We start from the raw sequence: 21561 nt of genomic DNA on the forward strand, positions 1-21561 counted from the left end.
GAGTGTTGATACAAAGTGTCGGGCTGACGTTGCTGTTAGCAGCCATGGCCTATGCCGACTGGCCATTGGTCGCCTGCCTGCCACTAGCGCTGCTGCTGGTCTGGCTGCCGCACTTGAAGTCGCGCCAGGTAGCGGTTGCCGTTGTCCCCGGCAACAGCGCCTTGGGCGAGCTGACTCGTGATTTGTCCTATGTGACCAGCCATAATGCGTTGTCCGCCGCCGGCGTGGCCTTTTCGGTCAAGCAATTGGCCGGCAAGCTGCAGTCGCAACTCGGCGCCGCGGCGCAGATCGTCAGCAGCGCCGAAATGATGCTCGACACCGAACAAGCCACGTCGCTACTGAGCCAGCAAGCGCTCGTTTGCGCCAGCGAAGCACGCCGGAGCGGTGCCGAAGGGCATGCGCTGCTGTCGGAGTCGATCACGCGCATGCATCAACTCAGCCAGCGTGCCGGCGCCAGCCGGGAGCTGATCGAAGCCCTGAGCCTGCGTAGCGAGGAGATCCAGCGGGTGACTTTGGTGATCCAGGCGATTGCCAGCCAGACCAACCTGCTGGCACTCAATGCCGCCATCGAGGCTGCGCGCGCCGGGGAGCATGGCCGCGGTTTTGCCGTAGTCGCCGATGAAGTCCGTGGGTTGGCCGGTCGCACAGCGACCGCCACCGATGAGGTTGGGGTGATGGTCGCTGATATCCAGCAACGCACTGCCCAGGTGGTGGAGCAGATCCAGCAATTGTCCATGGATCTCAACAACGGTGTCGAACAGGTCGAACATACCGGTGCGTATCTGGAAAATATTGCCCGCCTGGCTGCTGGAGTCGAAAGTCAGGTCAGTGAAATTGCTCGGGGCGCGCACAATAACCGTGAACAGTTGGGTAGCCTGTTTGTTGCGGTAGAGCAGATGCGCAGCGACCTGGCGGCGAGCGACCAACAGACCCGTGGCCTGGCCGAAGCCGCCGTACAAATGGAAGGGCAGGCGGAAACCATCAGCGAGCGCCTGGCTGAGATTGGTCTGGACGACTATCACCAGCGTATCTACGACCTGGCTCGTGAAGGCGCCGAGCAGATCGCCGCACGCTTCGAGGCGGATATTGAACAGAGTCGGATCAGCCTCGACGACCTGTTCGACCGTAATTACCTGGCGATCGCCAACACCTCGCCGGCGAAGTTCCAGACACGCTTTGATCGTTACACCGACCAGGTGTTGCCGGCGATCCAGGAACCGCTGTTGAGCCGCCATGAGGGGCTGGTGTTTGCCATTGCCTGTACCCCCCAAGGGTATGTGCCAACCCATAACCAGGCATTTTCCCAGCCCTTGACCGGCGATGTAGCGAAAGACACCCTGCAGAACCGGACCAAGCGCAAGTTCGATGACCGCACCGGCGTTCGCTGTGGCAGCCACCGGCAACCGCTGCTCTTGCAGACCTATACCCGCGATACCGGTGAACTGATGCACGATCTGTCAGTACCGATCATGGTCAAGGGCCAGCATTGGGGCGGCCTGCGCCTGGGCTACAAACCGGAAAATGCGCCCCACGCCGCCCGCAAGCGTTGATCGTTATCATTGATGCAAAGGGCTATCGCGCCCATAGCTTTTTCCCGTCGGTATTGGTCATCTATGATGAGCCACCAGCTATGACGGGAGATCCTTTATGCACAGCAAGATCGATGTGGTGGCGATGATCGGCAGCGGCGTTCCGGCCATGCTACAGACGTCTGGACAACGGGTATGTTGGGTTGTGTTGGTGAATGGAGAGCGCCGTGGCACGGCCTTTTCCACTCGACTCGAAGCGCAAGAATGCCGGGAGGCGTGGTTGGCGCAACTGCATGGGCTTGAAGCGCCGGGCGTGTTCAGCGCCGCCTAGTGGCCTGTGTGACTAGTTCTGTTAGTCAACTTAGGAGGCGACCAACCGCTGATCGGCGTTGCTGCTCCCCCCATAGCGGGCTATGATTCGTCACGGCGTCTTGGGTGTAGGCTTGTGGCTTCCGAACCTGAGCTAAGGTATCCGTGCAGATGATTAGCGGTGCTGAAATGGGCTCGGGGTGCTTGCAGCGTGGGCTGATGCTGACTATCGCCGGAAAGTTTTTTCCGTCATGGCGCATAACGACGGTGCAGGGACTGACAGCAGAAAATTTCTTCCTGGCGACTGTCCGGCCAGAGGTCAAGCCGATACCAATCGCTGCTTTTTGTCTTATTTGATATCCATTGTCAGTGGTTTGAATAGCCGCAACAGGTCGACGTGTTCTAGAATCAACCGGTGCTTTGAGGTTTGGTTCATTCGGGGCATTATTTTACTTGTACGTCGGAAACTATTTTTTCAGGAAAGGGATTCCCGTAACTTCTCTGTCTCACTTTCTGGAGTCAGCAATACGCGGCGTTTTCCTTCACGTTCTGGTGATTGTTCGCAGAAGTAATAGGGTTTTGGATCCTTTAGGCTTCCTGTGTTCCCCGGCGGTCTGCGCAAGGCCGATTTGCAGTCATCAGGGTTTCCAGTGAGTCACCGTCGGCAGTCGCCGAATGTTCTGTGCCGCCCGACCTCTGGCGGGGCGGCTTCATTCTTTGAGTTTGAGGGTTTTTCGTTGGCAGTCAGCAATCTCGATATGCACGCGTTATTTGTACTGGGCGATCTGCGGGCCAAACTGGTCAAGCAGTTTCAATCACGTTTTGTCTACATCACCGAACAAACCGCTGAAGGTATCTATATCGCCGAAATAGACACCGAAACGGCGTTGGTCGTCGATGACAAGCCACGTCTTGAACTGAAAGTCGGCGATCACTTCCGGGCGGCGGTATTGCCCAGCCGCGAGGGCGGAAAGTTCGATATCAAGTTTCGCGACATCAAGCAGACGGTCTATGGCTTGGGCGACTACGCCTATGTGACCACGGAGCTGGGGCATGGGATCCTGTTCAAGGAAGGTCACACCATTATCATGGTCTTCGCCGCCAACGAACAATTACGCGAAGGTCTGACCAAGACGCTCAAGGATGTGACCAAAAAGGCCGCCAGGTGGCGCAAAGGCGAGTTGATTTTCAAAGCCAGTGAGTAGTGAGCGTCGGCTCGGCCGAATTTCAGCCGCGACATCTCTACCAGACACACCGATGCTCGGTGCCGGTGGAGGCGCAAGGTCGGGGGAGAGTTGTCGCAGTTTCAGACACAGAGCATGGAATAAGTTGACGTACACCGCTCCCGAAATCTCTACTAAAGTCAGTTGATTGAGTTATCCAGAAACTTTCGACCTTCGTCGAAAGCTATCCAGCGACCGAGGTAGATCCATGAAAGCATTTCGCGCGCGGCTGGCCAGCGCCTTGGCTGTATTCTGCGTCACTATCGCGTCACTGTCGGCTCAGGCAGCGCCTGCGCCCGCACCGATTCATTTTGCCGACTTGAACTGGGAAAGCGGCAGCCTGATTACCGAGCTTTTGCGTTATATCGTCGAGCACGGCTACGAGTTGCCAACGGATATGTTGCCGGGTACTACCGTGACCCTGGAAACTGCCCTGGCCAAAAACGATATCCAGGTGATCGGCGAAGAGTGGGCTGGCCGCAGCCCGGTCTGGATCAAGGCCGAGGCGGCGGGCGAGGTGGTCGCGGTGGGCGATACCGTCAAGGGCGCCACCGAAGGCTGGTGGGTGCCGGAGTATGTGATCAAGGGTGATCCAAAGCGGGATATCAAACCCCTTGCGCCGGATCTGCGCAGTGTCGAGGACCTCAAACGGTACAAGGATGTGTTCAAGGACCCCGAGTCGCCTGACAAAGGGCGTTTCCTTAACAGCCCGATCGGCTGGACCTCCGAGATCGTCAATAAGCAGAAGCTCAAGGCTTATGGTTTGAGCGATAGCTACGTGAACTTTCGCAGCGGTTCCGGCGCGGCGCTGGATGCCGAGATCACCTCGTCAATTCGTCGTGGCAAGCCGATCCTGTTTTATTACTGGTCGCCGACGCCGTTGCTGGGCAAGTTCAAGCTGGTGCAGTTGGAGGAGCCAGCGTTTGATGCCGAGGCCTGGAAGACCCTGACCGATGCCGACAATCCCAATCCCCGGCCGACCCGGTCGCTGCCCTCGAAGCTGAGTATCGGTGTGTCCACGCCTTTCAAGGCGCAGCACCCGCAAGTGGTGGCATTCTTTGCCAAGGTCGATCTGCCGATCGATCTGTTGAACCAGGCACTGGCGAAGATGGCTGACGAGCGTCAACCGCCTGCGCAGGTGGCCCGCGCGTTTCTCAAGGAACATCCGCAGGTCTGGCAGGCCTGGGTGCCCAAAGACGTGGCGGACCGGCTCAGCGCCAGTCTGTAGGAACAGACCGGCACCGCGTTGCTAAAAAAGCGCGCCTTATGCAACCGCTCGCAGGTTGTCGGTGTCCCGGCCAGGCAGGGCTCCAACGGTGAGGCTTCTTAAGCGGACGGTATCGGTTTTGGGAGGCCGTTAACTCTGGCCTGCTCGCCTGCTTGTGCCTGGAGCAATTCGTACAAAGTCTAGGAAAGGAAGCCACCGTCGACATTCAACGCCACGCCAGTGGTGTAGCTCGATGCTTCGCTAGCCAGGTACAGCACGGCTCCGGCCATTTCGCTCGGCTCGGCTACACGCTTGAGCGGGATCTGTTGCAGCGCGGTCTGGAGGATCGCCTCGTTCTTGACCAGGGCCGAGGCGAATTGAGTGTCGGTCAAGCCTGGTAACAGGGCGTTGCAACGAATACCGAACGGCGCGCATTCCTTGGCGAAGACCTTGGTCATGTTAATCACTGCGGCCTTGGTCAGCGAATAGACACCCTGGAACACTCCAGGGGAAATACCGTTGATCGAAGCCACGTTGATGATGCTGCCAGTACCGTTGTCGCGCATTAGTTTGCCGGCTTCCACCGACATAAAGAAATAACCGCGGATATTCACCTCGACAGTCTTCTGGAACGCACCGAGGTCGGTGTCCAGTACATGGCAGAACTGCGGGTTGGTGGCGGCGTTGTTGACCAGGATGTCCAGGCGTCCGAATTGTTCACGCAGGGTGGCGAAAACCTGGGTGATCTGTTCCATATCGCCGATATGGCAGGCGATAGCGGTGGCTTGGCCACCTTCGGCGACGATCGCGTCGGCGACGCGCTGACAACCGTCGAGCTTGCGACTCGAGACAATCACCTGGGCGCCTTGCTGAGCCAGCAGCCGGGCAATGGCTTCGCCAATGCCACGGCTGGCGCCTGAGACAAAGGCAATCTTGCCGTCGAGATCGAACAACTGAGTCTTGGACATGGTTTTTCCCTTGTTTGTGGTCGCGGTCAGAGATTGGATTTATGCAGGACTTGCAGGCTCATCTGCTCCAGCAGCTTGTTCATGTGAATGAACGGCTCAAAGCGTTTGTCCTGGGTCTGACCGTGGAAGAAACGGTAGTAGATCTGCTGCACGATACCGGCTAAGCGAAACAGGCCATAAGTGTAGTAAAAGTCGAAGTTGTCGATCGACTGGCCCGAACGCTCGGCGTAGTAGTCGACGACCTGACGGCGGCTGAGCATGCCCGGTGCATGGCTAGGCTGGCGCCGCATCAGTTGTACCGCTGGCGGGTCGCTAGCCTCGACCCAGTAGGCGAGGGTGTTGCCCAGGTCCATTAGCGGGTTGCCAAGGGTGGTCAGTTCCCAATCAAGCACGCCGATAATCTGCATCGGATTTTGCGGGTCGAGGATGACATTGTCGAAACGATAGTCGTTGTGGACGATGCTTGATGTCGGATGGTCGGCGGGCATCTTGTCATTCAGCCAGGCCTTGACCGTTTCCCACTTCGGGGCGTCCGGGGTCAGGGCTTGTTCATAACGCTCGCTCCAACCGCGAATCTGTCGCGCGACATAGCCTTCGGGCTTGCCCAGTTCGCCCAGGCCGCAAGCGTTGTAATCGACGCGGTGCAGTTCGACCAGGCGCTCGATGAAGCTCTTGCACAGCGTCTCGGTTTGGGCGGCATCGAGGCCAAGCTCCGGTGGCAGGTCGGAGCGCAGGATAATGCCCTTGACCCGCTCCATCACATAGAACTGCGCGCCGATCAGGCTTTCGTCGCTGCAATGCGCATAAGCCTTCGGGCAATACGGGAAGCCGTCCTTGAGCCGATTGAGGATGCGGAATTCGCGCCCCATATCGTGAGCCGACTTGGCTTTGTGGCCGAACGGCGGGCGCCGAAGAACCAACTCCTGCTCGGGATACTGGATCAGGTAGGTCAGGTTCGACGCACCGCCGGGGAATTGACTGATCCGCGGCAGGCCGCTGAGACCTGGAATATGCGCCTTAAGGTATGGATCGATCAACTCGGCATCGAGTTCTTCGCCAGCCCGGGTGCTGGTGGACTGGTCAGTAAGCGCCATGCTTATCCCTTCTGCTTATTCTGGAGATCAGAGATTATTGGCTAATCTAATGCTCGCTCCGCAGAGGTACAAGCAGGACCCGGTCTTATAGGGGCGCGTGTTGCCAGGTAATCAGCGTGCCTGATGCGCTACCGCAAATCTTGTAGTGATGGTGGTGTCAGAGGAATGTATCAGAGGCTTTCGTCGAGGAATTGTACAACCGTGCCCATGCAAGCCTGGCGCTCTTCGACATGGGGCATATGGCTGGAGTCTTCGAATAGCGCCCAGCGTGCGCCGGCGATGTTCTCGACATAGGGCCGGACCACCGCTTCGGTGGCTTCATCGTGGCGACCGGAGATTACCAGCGTCGGTACCCTGATCCGATGCAGGCGGTCGATGATGGTCCAGTCCTTCAACGAACCGATGACGTGGAATTCGGTCGGGCCGCTCATGGCGTGATAGACGGTGGGATCCGCATCGATCTGGGCGAAGGTGCGGGCCACTTCATTCGGCCATGGGGTGATACGGCAGACATGGCGATCATAGAATACCCGCGAGGCCTCGACGTATTCCGGATCGTTATAGGTGCCGGCTTGCTCGTGCTTGAGCAGGGTCTGTTGGACGTTCTCCGGCAACAGCTCGCGCAAGCGATTGGCCTCGCTGACCCAGGTGCGCATGCACGAGGGCGAGTTGGCGAGGATGATCGCCTTGAGCCCTGCCGGCTGGCGCACCGCATGCTCGCTGGCGAGCATGCCACCCCAGGACTGGCCGAGCAGCACGTAGTGCTGGCGAATGCCCAAGTGATCGAGCAGATTGTCCAGTTCGTCGAGAAACAGTTGGACGGTCCAGAAGGACGAGTCCTGAAGAGGCAAGTGGGTCGATTTGCCATTACCTAGCTGGTCGTAATGCACCACTGCGTGACCGCTGGCGGCGATGTCCTTGAAGGCGTCGACATAGTCATGGGTACAGCCTGGGCCGCCATGGAGAATCACCAAGGGGGTACGACCGTTGGCCAGGTCGCCGGTGACACGGTACCAGGTTCGGTGCGAACCAAAGTCCGCAAAACCTTCGCGTATTTCATTGAATTCCATTTCTTCAGACTCCCTGAGTGCATGATTCAGGGCACGATAGCGAAACTTGTTCGGCGACATAACTAGGTGAATTGATAGGTTTTTGCCGGGTCAGCTGTCGAGCAACCGATAATGCGCCGCTCGCAATACCGCCTGTACGCGGTTTTTTGCCCCTAGCTTGTGCATGGCGGACGTCAAGTGCAGGGTCACGGTGGCCAACGACCGATGCAGGTGTTCGGCTATTTCCTTGGCGGTCAACCCCTCGGCAGCCCATTGCAGGCACTCGCGTTCACGCCGGGTCAGGCGAATAAGTGGATATACGCGCATTTCCGGGCTGAATAAAGGGTAGGCGACTTCCTGTAACGCATGGGAAATAACGCTGAAGTCTGTAAGAGTTTGTCGTGCATCCTTTAGGACATATTTACCGTTGCCTGTACGCAAGCCCGTCAAGGAGGCAAAGCCACCCTTGGGCAGATGGATCGGCACGCTGACACCGCAGGTCATTTGCCGGTCCTGCAGGTAGCTGGTCACAGGCGAATGGCGCTGCTCAATGACCTTTTGCAGGGCGGTTTCAGCCTTGGGCTGATAGGACCAGACAAAGGGCGAAACAGTGTTCAGTGCCAGCTGCTGCACGGGATCTATCTGGTAGAAACCCTGTTCGCACCAGAGCGAGTGCCAGTCCGAGGGGGTGTTACGGACCTGAAGCACTGACGGGGTAATCATACTGCCGTCGTGGTCCAGCGGCACCGGCGTATAGTCGTATACCAGGGCATCGAATCCCAGGTGACCTGCGAGGACCAGTGCGTTATCCATCAGTTCATCCATGTTGTTGCCGGATAAGCGACGGGTATCGACCTCAGAGAATTTGACCTGCATCCTTTCCTCTCCTGAATAAATTTCAATCCTGAAATCAGGCAAGTAGAATGCCACGTCTGGACGAGGGACAGCCAGATCAAACCTATAAGAATTGCTAGCTTATGGGCTAGGAAATTCCCCGCTAGGGTGAAGCCGACAGGCTACATAAAGCCAGCAACAGGGAGAGCGTCATGTGGTACGAACTGGAACCGGATCAGCGTTACACCCTAGAAGTCGATGGCCACAGTGTCGTGGTTTATAGCTACGGGAGTGGCGATGAGGTGCTGTTGTGTCTCAACGGCGGTCCGGGCTTGCCATGCGACTACCTGCGCGATGCCCATGGCTGGCTGAAGGAAAAGAACCTGCGGGTAGTGGCGTTCGACCAATTGGGCACCGGCGCGTCCGATCGCCCCACCGACCCGGCATTGTGGGATATCAGCCGGTACGTCGCCGAAGTCGAGCAGGTACGTCAGACCCTGGAGCTGGGCCGGGTGCATCTGCTTGGGCATTCCTGGGGCGGCTGGCTGGCGATCGAATATGCGATCCATCATTCGGCGCACCTCAAGACCCTGGTACTGGAAAATACCGTCGGCGATATCCCGCACTTGACCCAGGAGTTGCAGCGCCTGCGTGCGGCCCTAGGCAGCGAAACCGTGGCGATGATGCAGCGCCATGAGGCCATGGGCACCCTGGATCACCCGCAATATCAGGCGGCGATCACTTTGCTCAACTACCGGCATGTGTGCCGCCTCGATGAATGGCCGGCACCGGTCAAGCGTTCGCTGAATGACTGGAACATGGGACCCTACGAGGCCATGCAGGGCCCCAATGAATTCCTCTATGTCGGCAATCTGAAGGACTGGAACCGCATCGAGCAGATGGCCGATTTCGAGATGCCGGTGCTGATCACCACCGGTCAGCATGATGAGCTGACTCCGGCTTGTGCCTATCGGATGAAGCGGGCGCTCAGGGATGTCGAGCTGCATGTGTTCCCCAACAGCAGCCATATGCCGTTCTACGAGGAGCCCCAAGCCTACTTTCCGGTCCTGCTCGACTTCCTGCAGCGTCATCGGGGCACTGCATGAACCTGCAGCGCTACCGCTTTATCCTGACCCGACCGTTGCAATTGCTGCCGGTGCTGTTCGGCATCAGCCTGGTGACCTTTGTCCTGATCCGTTCGATTCCCGGCGATCCGGCGCGAGCGTTGCTAGGATCGCGAACCACGCCAGAGGCGCTGGCGAATATCCGCGCCCAGTTCGGTCTCGATCAGCCGCTACCGATGCAGTATGTCTATTTCCTGAAGAACCTGCTGCAAGGCGACCTGGGGCAATCGATCCAGTATCGGGTCGATACCTTGAAGCTGATTGCCACGCGTATCGAGCCAACGCTGGTCCTGGTCCTGGGCAGTGTCTTGCTGGCCTTGCTGATCGCGATTCCGTTAGCGACCTTGGCGGCCCGGCACCAGGGCGGCTGGGTCGATAACCTGGTGCGGGTCTTCACCACCAGCGGCCTCGGAGTGCCGGCATTCTGGCTGGGAATCATGCTGATCCTGGTGTTTAGCGTGCAGTTGGGATGGTTTCCGGTGACCGGCTATGGCCGCACCTGGCTGGACAAGCTGCATCACTTGGTACTGCCATGCCTGACCATTGCCCTGGCCCTGTCCTCGGTGCTGATTCGCAACTTGCGAGCCAGCATGCTGGTGGAATTGCAGGCCGATCATGTCAGCGCCGCCCGGGCGCGGGGCTTGTCCGAGGCAGCCATCCTGCGCCGGCATGTGTTACCCAATTCACTGGTGCCCACGGTCAACCTGCTGGCGGTGAATATCGGCTGGCTGATCAGCAGCACAGTGGTGATCGAAAGCCTGTTTGCCATTCCAGGGATCGGTCAGTTGCTGGTACGCGGGATTTTCGGTCGTGATTACATGGTGGTACAGGGCGTGGCGATGGTCCTGGCGCTGGCGACGGTGGCGGTGAACTTTCTCGCCGATATCGCCACGGTGGCCATCGATCCACGGGTGAAGGTCCGATGAGTGGTGCCGAGGTGATGGTGGCGCGACGCAATGCTCTCAGTCTGCGTCTGCGCCACGGTCGACTGGCGATGTATCTTGGCTTGGTGATTCTGGGCGGCTGGCTGCTGCTGGCACTCTTGGCGCCGTGGATCGCGCCCTACGACCCGATCCTGCAAAACATCGAGGTGCGTTTGCTGGCGCCGAGCGCGGCTCATCCGTTCGGCACCGATCACTTTGGCAGGGACGTGCTATCGCGGGTTATTTGGGGCGCCCGGGTCGACCTGCAATTATCGGTGTTGGGCGTGATTTTCCCGTTCCTGATTGGCACCGTGGTGGGGGCCTTGTCCGGCTATATCGGCGGTCGTTTCGACACGCTGTGTATGCGTCTGATCGATATCGTCCTGGCCTTTCCGTTCCTGGTCCTGATGTTGGCGATCATGGCCATTCTCGGCCCTGGGCTGACCAGCTTCTATATCGCCATGGCTCTGGTGGGTTGGGTGTCCTATGCGCGGCTGATCCGCTCGCAGATCCTGATCCTCAAGGAAAGCGATTTCGCCCTGGCGGCGAAAAGCCTCGGCTTCGGTCATGGACGCATCCTGTTCCGTCACCTGCTGCCCAATGCGCTGTTCGGTTCGGTGGTGTTCGCCATGTCCGATGCGGTGCTGGTGCTGCTCAATGGCGCGGCGGTGAGTTATCTCGGGCTAGGCGTCCAGCCGCCGACAGCGGAGTGGGGCACCATGGTTGCCGAAGGGCAGAGCCTGATTACCAGTGCCTGGTGGATCTGCACCTTTCCTGGTATCGCCATCGTGACCCTGGCCATGGGTTTTAGCCTGCTGGCCGACGGTGTCGCCGATGCCATGGGAGCGCGCACATGAGTTCGCCGGTGCTGCAAGTCCAGGACCTGAGTGTATTGGCCCACAACGGCCCAACCCCACTGACCCTGGTCGATCGCCTGTCCTTCGATCTGGCGCAGGGCGAGATCCTCGGCCTGGTGGGTGAAAGCGGTTCGGGCAAGACTCTGGCCTGTCGAGCGCTGATGCGCTTGCTGCCGTCTGCCGGACTGAGTGTCGAGGGTACCGCCGTGCGGCTGGCCGGGCAGAACCTGCTGACGCTGGACGAGGCCGGCATGCGCAGGATGCGCGGACGACAGATCGGCATGATATTCCAGAATCCCAGCAGTCACCTCGACCCGCTGATGCGCATCGGCGAGCAGATCGCTGAAGGTATCCGTCAGCACCAGCAATGCACACGCCGTGAGGCTCGCGTGCAAGCTATCGAGGTACTGCGTCAGGTGGGAATTTCCGATCCCCAGCGCCGCATCGACAACTATCCCCACGAGTTTTCCGGTGGCATGCGCCAGCGGGCGATGATTGCGGTGGCCCTGGGCTGCGAGCCCAAGGTGTTGATCGCCGATGAGCCGACTACCGCCCTCGACGTGACGGTACAGGCGCAGATTCTGCGCTTGTTGCTCGATCTGCGGGATCAACGCGGGCTGTCGCTGATTATGATTACCCATGACCTGGGCGTGGTGGCCCAGACCTGCGACTCGATTGCCGTGATGTATGCCGGTCGCCTGTGCGAGCACGGCAGCAAGCGCGATCTGCTGGCGCGACCGGGCCATCCCTACACTGCCGGGCTGGTGGCGTGCCAGCCGGCCGATGGCGCGGGCCAGGAGCCGTTGCTCACTATCGGCGGCCAGCCTCCCTTGCTCAGTGACCTGCCGACAGGCTGTCGTTTTAATCCGCGTTGTCAGCACCTGGGGTCTCATTGCAGTGACACCTTGCCGGACCTGCGGATAATCGAACATGGGCAGCGGGTGGCCTGTCATTACCCCCTGGCGTTGGGAGGTCGGCCATGAACCTGCTTGAAGTCAAGGATTTGCACGTGCGCTTTGCCGCCCAAGGCGGCGGTTTGCTGGGGATGAGCCGCCAGTGGGTGAGGGCAGTCAACGAGGTTTCCCTGACTCTGGGCGCGGGGCAAACCCTGGGATTGGTCGGCGAATCGGGCAGCGGTAAAAGCAGCTTTGGCCGCGCCATCTTGCGACTCAACGATATCGCCGCCGGCCAGGTGTTGTTTGACGGGGTGGATGTCGCCCAGGGCCATGGGGTTGAGTTGGAGCTCCTGCGCCGCGAAACCGCGATGATCTTCCAGGATCCCTATGCCGCGCTCAATCCACGCCTGAGCATCGGCGAAACCATTGCCGAGGTGCTGCGGGTGCAACGCAAGGTGAGCGTTGAGAAGATTCCGGCACGGGTCGAGGAACTGCTGACCCTGGTCGGACTAAGGCCGGAACTGGCCGGGCGCAAGCCGGGCAGTCTCAGTGGTGGGCAATGCCAGCGAGTGGGCATTGCCCGAGCCCTGGCGGTGGAGCCACGATTGATCGTTGCCGACGAGTGCGTGGCGGCGCTCGATGTATCGATCCAAGGTCAGATCATCAATCTGTTGCTGGAGCTGCGGCAGCGCCTGAACCTGTCGATCCTGTTCATCGCCCATGACTTGGCCATCGTCCGGCGCCTATGCGACCGGGTCGCGGTGATGTACCTGGGGCAGATCGTCGAGGAAGGCAGCGTCGAGGCGGTCTTCACTGCGCCACGCCACCCCTATACGGCGGCGTTGATCAATTCGATCCCCAATATCGATCCGGATCGTCAACTGCCCACCGAACCCTTGCCCGGCGAGCCACCGAGTCCGTTGAACGTTCCGAGCGGCTGCGCCTTTCACCCGCGCTGTCGTCTCGCCCGGCCAGGTTGCGCCGAAGCGCCACCGCCGACCCATTACCTCGCGCATCAACGCTATAGCTGTGTGCTCGAGGAACCGCTGTTGCAAACACTCAACCTACCATCGACTAACAGGGAGTTATACGCATGAGATCCAGGCATTTGAAATTGTTGAGCGCCGCCGCCCTGGCGGTCTGCTCGTTGGCGGCAAGTGTGACGCAAGCCGCAGGCGTGCTGACCATTGGTTGCCGGGAAGACAGCACCACCTTCGACCCGATCAAGAGTGCGCAGAACCGCGATACCTGGGTGTTCGCCAACGTCTACGACACCCTGGTGCGCGTCGACAAGGCCGGCACCCAACTGGAGCCCGGACTGGCGCAAAGCTGGACGACCTCGCCCGATGGCTTGACCTACACCTTCAAGCTGCGCCCGGCGAAGTTCTCCGATGGCTCGGCGATCACCGCCAGCGATGCAGCGTTCAGCCTGTTACGCATCCGTGATAACAAGGCGTCGCTGTGGAGCGATTCCTACAAACTCATCGACAAAGCCGAGGCCAAGGACCCGCAAACCTTGGTAGTCACCCTCAAGACTCCTTCGGTGCCATTCGTCTCGCAACTGGCTTCACCGACCGCTTCGGTGCTGTCGCAAAAGGCCATCGAGAAGATGGGCGAGGATGCCTACGCCGAGACACCGGTGGTCTCCGGTGCCTTTACCGTCAAGGAATGGATTCGCGGCGATCGCGTGGTCCTGGAGAAGAACCCGGACTTCTGGCAGGCCGCCAGCGTCAGCCTCGATGGCGTGGAATGGATCTCCATCCCGGATGACAATACCCGCATGCTGAAGGTCCAGGCGGGGGAGTTGGACTCGGCGATCTTCGTGCCATTCTCGCGAGTGGATGCCTTGCAGAAAGACCAGAATCTGGTGGTCCATCTCGACCCTTCGACTCGCGAGGACCACCTGCTGATCAACCATGCCCATGGCGAATTGGCCAAACCGCAGGTGCGTGAGGCTCTGGACTATGCGATCGATAAGAAATCGCTGGTGGACACCGTGACCTTCGGCAAGGGAGTCGTGGCCTATTCCTATATTCCCAAGGGCGGTCAGTACCACTACGCGGACAATCTGCAACGCCGTTACGATCCGGAGAAAGCCAAGAAGCTGCTCAGCGAAGCCGGTGTGTCGAACCTGAAGCTCAACTATGTGGTCAATGCCGGTAACGAAGCGGACGAGCAGATCGCGGTGATGGTCCAGCAGCAACTGGCCAAGGTCGGCATCACAGCCAACCTGCAGAAAGTCGATCCGACGCAGAGCTGGCAGATGCTGATCGACGGGGCCTATGACTTGTCGGTGATGTACTGGACCAACGATATTCTCGATGCCGACCAGAAAACCACCTTCGTCCTTGGTCACGACACCAACAACAACTATATGACGGGCTATCGGAACGAGAAGGTCAAGGAACTGGTGGCGGCGGCCCGCATCGAAAGCGACCCGGTCAAGCGCAAGCAGATGTACATCGACCTGCAGAAGATGGCCAAAGCCGATGTCAACTGGATCGATTTGTATTACAGCCCGTACATCAACATCTCGCGCAACAACATCGAGAACTTCCAACAGAATCCACTGGGTCGTTTCTCGCTGGAAGAGACCGTGAAGAAAGATGACAAGGTAGCCAGCAACTGATCAGCGACTGAGTCGCCAGGCGGGTAAAACACAAAAGCCAGGGATATCCCTGGCTTTTGGCAACCTCTATGGAAGCTGACCAGCGGTTTCCAACAGGTCTTGGGACGGGAACAGCTCGCTCAGTTTCATGGCCAGCATCATGTCGCCCTCAGCGCGCAGCTTGCCGACCATGAAAGCCTGCATGCCGTCGGTTTCGCCACTGACGATGCCTTTCAGCGTCTCGCTGTCCATCACCAAGGTTACTTGCGCGTCCGGATTTTCGCCTTCCTGCAGTTCGCAAGTGCTGTCCTTGACCACCAGCGAGAAGTGCTTGGTGTCGTCGATACGGAAACCGAACACCAGATCCAGTCCGGCAGCGGCGGCTGGGTTGAATTTGGCGTGCATTGCTTGTACGGCATCGGCTACAGCAGTCATGATTTGATCCTTTTATGGGTGATTACAGCGACTCCAAGGGTCACGGTCAGCCGGTTCTCAATGGCAGGTGAGGAGGTCGGGTGTCTTCAGCAGTTGCAAGTGTGTCTGACTGTTGCCGGACACCAAGGTCACTTCGCGCCCAGGGAACTGGAGTGGAGGAGTGAGGTATTGACGAATTAGCAGTCCAATTCGAATGCCTGCCGTACAGACACCTTGAAGAAGGCCTAGCCATATCGAATCAAGTAGATACTGCCCACGTCCGCGTCGCCCCGGTACGTTGAAGTTCTGGCGAGGTTATGGGGATGACAGAAACCTGTCAATAAAAAAACATACGCTCGTTTGAAATGTTTGTCAGGGACTTGTTTTCTGGCGCAACGGCGGCTGGCCGCAGGGCTGTCCCGACGGTATGCTTGAGGTGTCACGCCCCCAAAGCCGGGGGTAGCCTCGTTTTTAAGGAGTCACTGTGGATTTTCTTGCCGAGTACGCAAGTTTTCTGGCTAAAACCGTCACCCTGGTCATTGCCATCGTCGTGGTGCTGGTCGTCGCGGCCTCGTTGCGTGGCAAAGGGCGACGCAAGTCCGCCGGCCAATTGCAGGTCAGCAAGCTTAACGATTTCTACAAAGGCCTGCGCGAGCGCCTGGAGCAGAGCTTGCTGGACAAGGGGCAGCTCAAGGTGCTACGTAAGGAGCGGGGCAAGCAGCAGGGCAAGGACGATAAGAAGAAGCAGAAGCAGCCGCAGGACAAACCACGGGTGTTCGTGCTGGACTTCGACGGTGATATCAAGGCGTCGGCGACCGAAAGCCTGCGTCACGAAATCACCGCGCTGCTGACCCTGGCCACCCCCAAGGACGAAGTGGTGCTGCGCTTGGAAAGCGGCGGCGGTATGGTCCACAGCTATGGCCTGGCTTCCTCGCAACTGGTGCGCATCCGCCAGGCCGGGGTGCCCTTGACCATCTGTATCGACAAAGTTGCAGCCAGCGGCGGCTACATGATGGCCTGCATCGGCGAGAAGATCATAAGTGCGCCGTTCGCCGTGCTAGGCTCCATCGGCGTGGTGGCGCAGTTGCCCAACGTCAACAAGCTACTGAAGAAGCACGATATCGACTTCGAGGTGCTGACCGCCGGCGAATACAAGCGCACGTTGACAGTTTTTGGCGAGAACACCGACAAGGGGCGTGAGAAGTTCCAGGAAGACCTGGACATCACTCACCAGTTGTTCAAGAACTTCGTCTCCCGTTACCGCCCGCAACTGGCCATCGACGACGTGGCCACCGGCGAGGTCTGGCTGGGTATGGCCGCGCTGGACAAGCAACTGGTCGACGAACTCCGGACCAGCGACGAATACCTGGCCGAGCGCGCCAAGTCCGCCGAGCTGTTTCACCTGCATTATGCCGAACGCAAGAGCCTGCAGGAGCGCATCGGCCTGGCCGCCAGCGGTTCGATCGAGCGCATGCTACTCAACGGCTGGAACCGCATGATCCAGCAGCGTTTCTGGTAAGCCCCCCCAGCTCGTTGACCGCTGTCGGTCTTCACCGCTGGAGGCCACCCGCCAGCGATAAGTACTGCTCCTTCCCATCAAGCGATTCATACACTGGACATCCCTAAGGATGTCCAGGTTGATTGATATGGAAGAAAAAAGCGTCATTGAGCAAATCCCAACACCTGCCGAAGCAGGCATTCATTTCGATACGATCAAGGAAAAAATTCCCCATTGGCTCTATCTGGCCACTGCGCAAACACGCCTGTCATTTCGTGAGAACCTGCTGGCCCTGGAGGCCGCCAGGCATGAAGTCCGGCAAATCATGGCGCAGCTCCAAAAGATCGACGCATTCTGCATGCCACGCCTGGTTCAGGCACTGGAAAGACAGGTCAGTGCCAACCAGAACGTGCAGAGTGCCCGGTTGGTCAGGCTCGATACGGCTTACCTGTCCAGTATCTTCGAGGACCGGCTCTTTAGTTTCTCCCGTAGTCAGACACTGCTTGAGGCGGCCCTGCAGAACTTCGACGCCGACGAGGCCGTGGAGGGTGCTCTTGCGGGCCAGGCTATTATTCAGTTTCCAGGGTCCTCCGCGAGCGGCGACAGGTCTCTCAACCCAGAAGACTTTGCCTGGCTCTGTCGAACATTGGACTTGGGGGGCTTGTATCAGGCGCATATCGACAGTGCGTTCAACCCTCCGGGCCCGTCGGCTAACGGCGTCTTGTCGGTAAAGCAGCATTTTATCGAGTACGACAAACAGGCGCTGGCGGTGAATGCGGATATCGCCTACATGAAGGGAGAGATCTCTTCCACGACCTATGATTTGCTGAAGGGACTGATCAACGGGCAGGCCGGTTTGAAGCTGGGTGGCGAACCGATTCATTGCAGTTGGATGAAAATGTTCGATATCGAGTTGAGTGGGTGGGTGGTCATCGGTGCGAAATTGGTGGAGGGCTGGGCCTTACCCTGCATTGCCTATATTCCGGATGACCCGCACGGCCCGCTGAAGCTCTACAGGCACTTTGTCCACTTGGAACATGATCTGACCCTGAAACTTCGGGATCCGTCTTACCAGAAATTTTTTGCTCGCTTCGTCCCCGAGAAACACCGGCTGCGATTCTTTCGGACCCTGAATGCCAGGTTGCCTCCGCTGAGTCGAAAATGGCCACCGGTACCGCCAGTCTTGCAATATCTCCCGTTAAGTGAAGTGCCCATCGACGGTGATTTATTCGAGAGCTTTCAGCAGCAGCGCCATAGCCAGATCAAGGCGCACGCACGGCACCTGGTGGTACCCACGGCTGATGTCGACGCCCGCTCGCGTCAGGCGCGCCTGGACGCCTATCGCGACGCCGGCCTGAGCCTATTGTCGCTGGCTTTGTCGTTCTTGCCGGTGATCGGCGAGATCGTCTTGGCGGCAGCGGTGGTGAAGATGGTTGTGGAAGTGTATGAGGGCTTTGCGTCCTGGCAAATCGGAGAGAAACACGAGGCCATTTCCTACCTGCTGGGTGTTGCGGAAGACATTGCCATGATGGTGATCGGGTCTGAGGTGGTGAAGGGCGGTAAGATACTGTTCAGGAGCCGGGCTCCGGCTTCGGTCGACGCCTTGGTGCCCATTGAAGGCCCGGGAGGCCAGCGCCGATTGTGGCGAAGTGACCTTGCGCCCTACGAGTGTGATATCCGTTTGCCGAAGGATCTGCAGGCCAATGAAATGGGACTTTACCCGTTTCAGGGCGACCTCTATCTGTCGCGGGAAGGCAAGCTGTATGCCGTGAAGTACGACAGCGCCCGCCTGCAATGGCGGATTGAACATCCGCTAGGCGAAGCGTTTCATGCCGTGCCGCTCAGGTACAACCGCGCGGGTGTCTGGCAAACGATTTACGAACGAGTGGCTGAGTGGCCTGTGGAGCAATTGTTCCGCCGCCTCGGCGAACCCATGATCGGACTCGGCGCCGAGTTGAACTTACAGATCCGTCAATTGTGTTCCGGCCACGAGCATGCCTTGCGTAAATCCCTGGCGGACAATCAGCCGGCGCCCGCGCTGCTGCTCGATACGATCAAGCGCTTCAGAATCGACCAGGCCATCAGCGAGTTTATCGGCAAGGCGCCCGGCGCCCTCTCGCACACACCGGAACAGGGCGATCTGCGCTTACGGCTGTTGACATCGCTGCCCGAGTGGCCGGAAAACCGCGTGGTTCAGGTATGCAACGGTTCGGGTGAAATCATCGAGGAATATGGGCAGCGCCGTTCAGAACAGTTCTCCTCGCTGCAAATTATCGAGTCGCAGCTCGCGAATGGCGACTTGCTCAAATCGACGTTGAACATGCTAAGCGAGTCCGAGCGTCGTACCCTGCTCGGCGCGGATCTGCTCGAGAATGACGCGCGCGTCCAGGTCTTGAGCCAACGCCTCAAGAGTTGGGCCGCACAGCGCAGGCAATGGCTGTTCGATCAGTTGTACGCGGCGAGCGAGCGGACCAACGATCCCAGGATCAATCGGATGCTCGAAGCGTTCCCTGGCTTGCCTACCAGTGTCGCCCGGGAGTTGATTGGCCATGCTAACAGTGCTGAACTCGATCTTTTGAGCGAGCGCGTGCCACTGCGGCTCTCGGAGGAAATCGGCTGGTACCTCAAGCAGTTGCAGCTTAATCGGGTGTGCGAGAGTTGGTACTTGCAAGCACCGCAATACGCCCTGGCGGATCGCCTCGCGCTGCATACGCTCAAGCGCCTGCCGGGCTGGCCGGCCAAGGGTCTACGGATCGAGGTGCGCGAGCAGCGGTTTACCAGCCAAGCATCCGAAACGGTGGGGGATCTGGATATCACCACGCCGCGGGTGATTCTCAAGGTCGCTCGACAGTACAACGCCTTTGATCATTCAGGGGCGCTCCTGGGGAGAGCGGATAACATTTTCGATGCCATGGTTCACATCCTGCCAGAGCCTGACCGCATTGCCCTCGGACTCAACGGTACCGCGCAAGGTGCCTGGCTGAAAGAGCGGATTGTCGGCCAGATTATCCGAGATCCCCATGCCGCCCAGGAGACGCTAGGCCTATCGCCCTTCAGTCGTTGGTTCAGGCCTCCGATTCGCCTTGCCTCATGGCGCATCGGCTACCCGATGAGCGACGGCAGTGGGGTTCTCGGGTATTCCCAGCGACTGATCGGTCGTGTGCGTGACCTGTATCCGGGGTTTTCATCGGAGGAAGTGGGGCATTTTCTCACCTCGCTACGCTTGCCCGAATCCGCCTGCCTGGTGAAACTAGAACGCTTGCGGGAAGAGTATGAAACGCTGTTAGCCAAGCTGGATAAATGGGTACACCGCCAGACCTGGAGGTCCGTAGGTGGAACCTCGCAGGTCACTCCCGTGAGCCTCGATAGCAAGCAGCGGGTGGCTGATGCGATCCTCGCCTGCTGGAGAAAACAGTCCAACCGCAACGCGTTGGATGGGCGCTATTTCTATGAACTCGACCTGTTAGGTATGCGTGTCGGGGATCTGCCGGCGATCAGTGCCGACTTCAGTCATGTAGGCTTTTTGTTCATGAATGACATGGCCATAGCCAGCAATGAAGTTTCATTCTTGTCGTGTTTCAGGCAACTGCGTTGGTTGTCCATGGGTTTTAATCATCTAAGCAGTCTGCCGGAGCAGCTTGCGCAGATGCCCGAACTGGAGCAGCTACACCTGCCGGGCAATCAGATTGTGCTGAACGATCAGGCATCCACCGTGCTGGCCAGCCTGACCCGGCTGAAACTCCTCAATCTGTCGGACAATCCGTTGTGCCTGCCGCCTGATGTCAGCCCGATGAGCGAATTGGAGAGCCTGTTGCTGCGTCATGCGGAGCTGGATCGTTGGCCTGTCGGGCTATCGGGATTGCGCAACCTGCAGTGCCTGGACCTGCGCGACAATCGGATCGCGACGATCCCCGAGGCGGTTTACTCTGGGCTAGTTTCCACCAACCGGGCTACCTATCTGCATGACAACCCGGCGCTTTCGGCCGAAGGCATGCAACGGTTGCAACGTTACGAGCGCGAAACCGGCATCACCTTCGGCATCGATACCCAGGGTCGACAGCGGGCCCACGCCCAGCGCGGAACCCCGTCAGACGAGTGCGATCATTGGCTGGATGCCGTATCCGCCGACCAGAAAGTCTTGAAGCAACAGCAGTGGCAGTTGCTTTATCGGCAGCAAGGCTGCAAAGACTTTTTTAGACTGTTGGCGGATCTGACTATCACCGCCGAGTACCGCGAGGCACGCCAGGGTTTGAGTCTGCGGGTCTGGCAGGTCATGGATGGGGCCAGTCAATACACTCAACTACGCGAAGAACTGTTTGACCTGGCTTCTCACCCGCAGGCTTGTTCCGATGGCGTCGAGCTGGTCTTCAGCGATCTGGAGGTCAGAGTCATGGTGAATCGGGCGAGTGCAATGGCCGCGAGCGCCTCAGTCGACACCGAACTGAATCTACTGAAGCTGGCTCGGGGCTTGTGGCGCCTGGATGAGGTCGACACCCTGGCTCAGGCGGATGTCGAGGCACGGCTGAAGAACTCCGACTCGCCACGGAGCGATCTGTCGGACCTGCGGTTGGCTTACCGCGTTGGCCTGAGAGAGCGACTGCGTTTGCCGGGCCAGCCAGGGCACATGACAGTGACCGGGTTGGCCCAAGTAACGGAGCAAGATCTGACGGTGGCTTCTGCCAAAGTATTGGCCCGAGAGCACAGCCCTGCGTATGCACGGGCTCTGGCAGATCGCGAGTTTTGGGTCGATTACCTGAAAGAACATTACCCTTCGCGGTTCAACGACATCGATGAGCAGCACCAAACGGCGGTCCGTGCACTGGATGCCCTGCGTATGAGTAGCCGCAGTCGCCATTGGCATGAGTTCATTGATGTCGAACTTGAAGCGCAGATGGGCGACCAGCTCAAGGCGTGGCGAGAGGCGATGGCCAATGAGGCGCTGGCTCAGACCCGCAAAATACTGGCGAGGATTTCAGAGCAAACGCTTGATTCATGAGCGCCGGCCCGAGCGCGGGATCCGCCCGGGCC

The 21561-nt window shown here is 59.0% G+C and carries 17 protein-coding genes; 12 read left to right on the forward strand and 5 right to left on the reverse strand.

Features of this window, described 5'->3' with window-relative positions; genetic code table 11:
- Nucleotides 1–308: 308 nt before the first annotated feature.
- The 4 genes from AWM79_RS05940 to AWM79_RS05960 all read left to right on the forward strand — a co-directional run bounded on the left by AWM79_RS05940 (nucleotide 309) and on the right by AWM79_RS05960 (nucleotide 4289).
- Entirely contained in the window at nucleotides 309–1550 is a 1242-nt protein-coding gene (locus AWM79_RS05940) for a methyl-accepting chemotaxis protein (protein ID WP_425262055.1), read from the forward strand.
- A gap of 97 nt (nucleotides 1551–1647) precedes the next feature.
- Entirely contained in the window at nucleotides 1648–1860 is a 213-nt protein-coding gene (locus tag AWM79_RS05945) for a hypothetical protein (RefSeq protein ID WP_060782398.1), read from the forward strand.
- A 715-nt stretch (nucleotides 1861–2575) separates the two neighbouring features.
- Nucleotides 2576–3043, forward strand: coding sequence for a hypothetical protein (locus AWM79_RS05955; RefSeq protein ID WP_082712579.1), 468 nt, complete (start codon nucleotides 2576–2578; stop codon nucleotides 3041–3043).
- Between the two features lie 226 nt (nucleotides 3044–3269).
- On the forward strand, nucleotides 3270–4289 hold the full coding sequence (locus AWM79_RS05960) for an ABC transporter substrate-binding protein (protein WP_060782400.1): 1020 nt from the start codon (nucleotides 3270–3272) through the stop codon (nucleotides 4287–4289).
- Nucleotides 4290–4468: 179 nt separating this feature from the next.
- On the opposite strand, the gene AWM79_RS05965 is transcribed toward AWM79_RS05960, so the two are convergent.
- The 4 genes from AWM79_RS05965 to AWM79_RS05980 all read right to left on the reverse strand — a co-directional run bounded on the left by AWM79_RS05965 (nucleotide 4469) and on the right by AWM79_RS05980 (nucleotide 8255).
- Nucleotides 4469–5236, reverse strand: a complete 768-nt coding sequence (locus AWM79_RS05965) for an SDR family oxidoreductase (protein WP_017133894.1) — start codon at nucleotides 5234–5236, stop codon at nucleotides 4469–4471.
- A gap of 26 nt (nucleotides 5237–5262) precedes the next feature.
- Nucleotides 5263–6330 (reverse strand): phosphotransferase family protein, encoded by a 1068-nt coding sequence (locus tag AWM79_RS05970; RefSeq protein ID WP_060782401.1) that lies wholly within the window; start codon nucleotides 6328–6330, stop codon nucleotides 5263–5265.
- A gap of 170 nt (nucleotides 6331–6500) precedes the next feature.
- Complete coding sequence (locus AWM79_RS05975; protein ID WP_060782402.1) at nucleotides 6501–7400, reverse strand: proline iminopeptidase-family hydrolase; 900 nt, start codon at nucleotides 7398–7400, stop codon at nucleotides 6501–6503.
- Between the two features lie 90 nt (nucleotides 7401–7490).
- Nucleotides 7491–8255, reverse strand: coding sequence for a LuxR family transcriptional regulator (locus AWM79_RS05980; RefSeq protein ID WP_017133892.1), 765 nt, complete (start codon nucleotides 8253–8255; stop codon nucleotides 7491–7493).
- Nucleotides 8256–8425: 170 nt separating this feature from the next.
- Here AWM79_RS05980 and AWM79_RS05985 point away from each other — a divergent pair, with 170 nt between their 5' ends.
- The 6 genes from AWM79_RS05985 to AWM79_RS06010 are packed head-to-tail and all read left to right on the forward strand — an operon-like array spanning nucleotide 8426 to nucleotide 14642.
- Entirely contained in the window at nucleotides 8426–9319 is an 894-nt protein-coding gene (locus AWM79_RS05985; protein WP_017133891.1) for a proline iminopeptidase-family hydrolase, read from the forward strand.
- Nucleotides 9316–10263: an ABC transporter permease gene (locus AWM79_RS05990; RefSeq protein ID WP_017133890.1), complete on the forward strand. Its 948-nt coding sequence runs from the start codon at nucleotides 9316–9318 to the stop codon at nucleotides 10261–10263. The genes AWM79_RS05985 and AWM79_RS05990 overlap by 4 nt, the downstream gene beginning before the upstream one ends.
- The gene (locus tag AWM79_RS05995) at nucleotides 10260–11117 is read left to right on the forward strand and encodes an ABC transporter permease (protein WP_017133889.1); all 858 of its coding nucleotides are present in this window, start codon (nucleotides 10260–10262) and stop codon (nucleotides 11115–11117) included. The genes AWM79_RS05990 and AWM79_RS05995 overlap by 4 nt, the downstream gene beginning before the upstream one ends.
- Nucleotides 11114–12100, forward strand: a complete 987-nt coding sequence (locus AWM79_RS06000; RefSeq protein ID WP_060782403.1) for an ABC transporter ATP-binding protein — start codon at nucleotides 11114–11116, stop codon at nucleotides 12098–12100. Before AWM79_RS05995 ends, AWM79_RS06000 begins: the two co-directional genes overlap by 4 nt.
- On the forward strand, nucleotides 12097–13110 hold the full coding sequence (locus AWM79_RS06005) for an ABC transporter ATP-binding protein (protein WP_060782404.1): 1014 nt from the start codon (nucleotides 12097–12099) through the stop codon (nucleotides 13108–13110). Before AWM79_RS06000 ends, AWM79_RS06005 begins: the two co-directional genes overlap by 4 nt.
- Entirely contained in the window at nucleotides 13107–14642 is a 1536-nt protein-coding gene (locus AWM79_RS06010) for an ABC transporter substrate-binding protein (RefSeq protein WP_026013395.1), read from the forward strand. Before AWM79_RS06005 ends, AWM79_RS06010 begins: the two co-directional genes overlap by 4 nt.
- Before the next feature lie 66 nt (nucleotides 14643–14708).
- On the opposite strand, the gene AWM79_RS06015 is transcribed toward AWM79_RS06010, so the two are convergent.
- Entirely contained in the window at nucleotides 14709–15056 is a 348-nt protein-coding gene (locus AWM79_RS06015; protein WP_017133885.1) for an SCP2 sterol-binding domain-containing protein, read from the reverse strand.
- A 463-nt stretch (nucleotides 15057–15519) separates the two neighbouring features.
- Between AWM79_RS06015 and sohB the strand changes: the two genes are divergently transcribed.
- Both sohB and AWM79_RS06025 read left to right on the forward strand, forming a co-directional pair.
- The gene (sohB, locus tag AWM79_RS06020; RefSeq protein ID WP_017133884.1) at nucleotides 15520–16554 is read left to right on the forward strand and encodes a protease SohB; all 1035 of its coding nucleotides are present in this window, start codon (nucleotides 15520–15522) and stop codon (nucleotides 16552–16554) included.
- Nucleotides 16555–16681: 127 nt separating this feature from the next.
- Entirely contained in the window at nucleotides 16682–21529 is a 4848-nt protein-coding gene (locus AWM79_RS06025) for an NEL-type E3 ubiquitin ligase domain-containing protein (RefSeq protein ID WP_060782405.1), read from the forward strand.
- Nucleotides 21530–21561 lie beyond the last annotated feature (32 nt).

It is taken from the genome of Pseudomonas agarici, assembly GCF_001543125.1.
In the GTDB taxonomy this organism is placed as follows: domain Bacteria; phylum Pseudomonadota; class Gammaproteobacteria; order Pseudomonadales; family Pseudomonadaceae; genus Aquipseudomonas; species Aquipseudomonas agarici.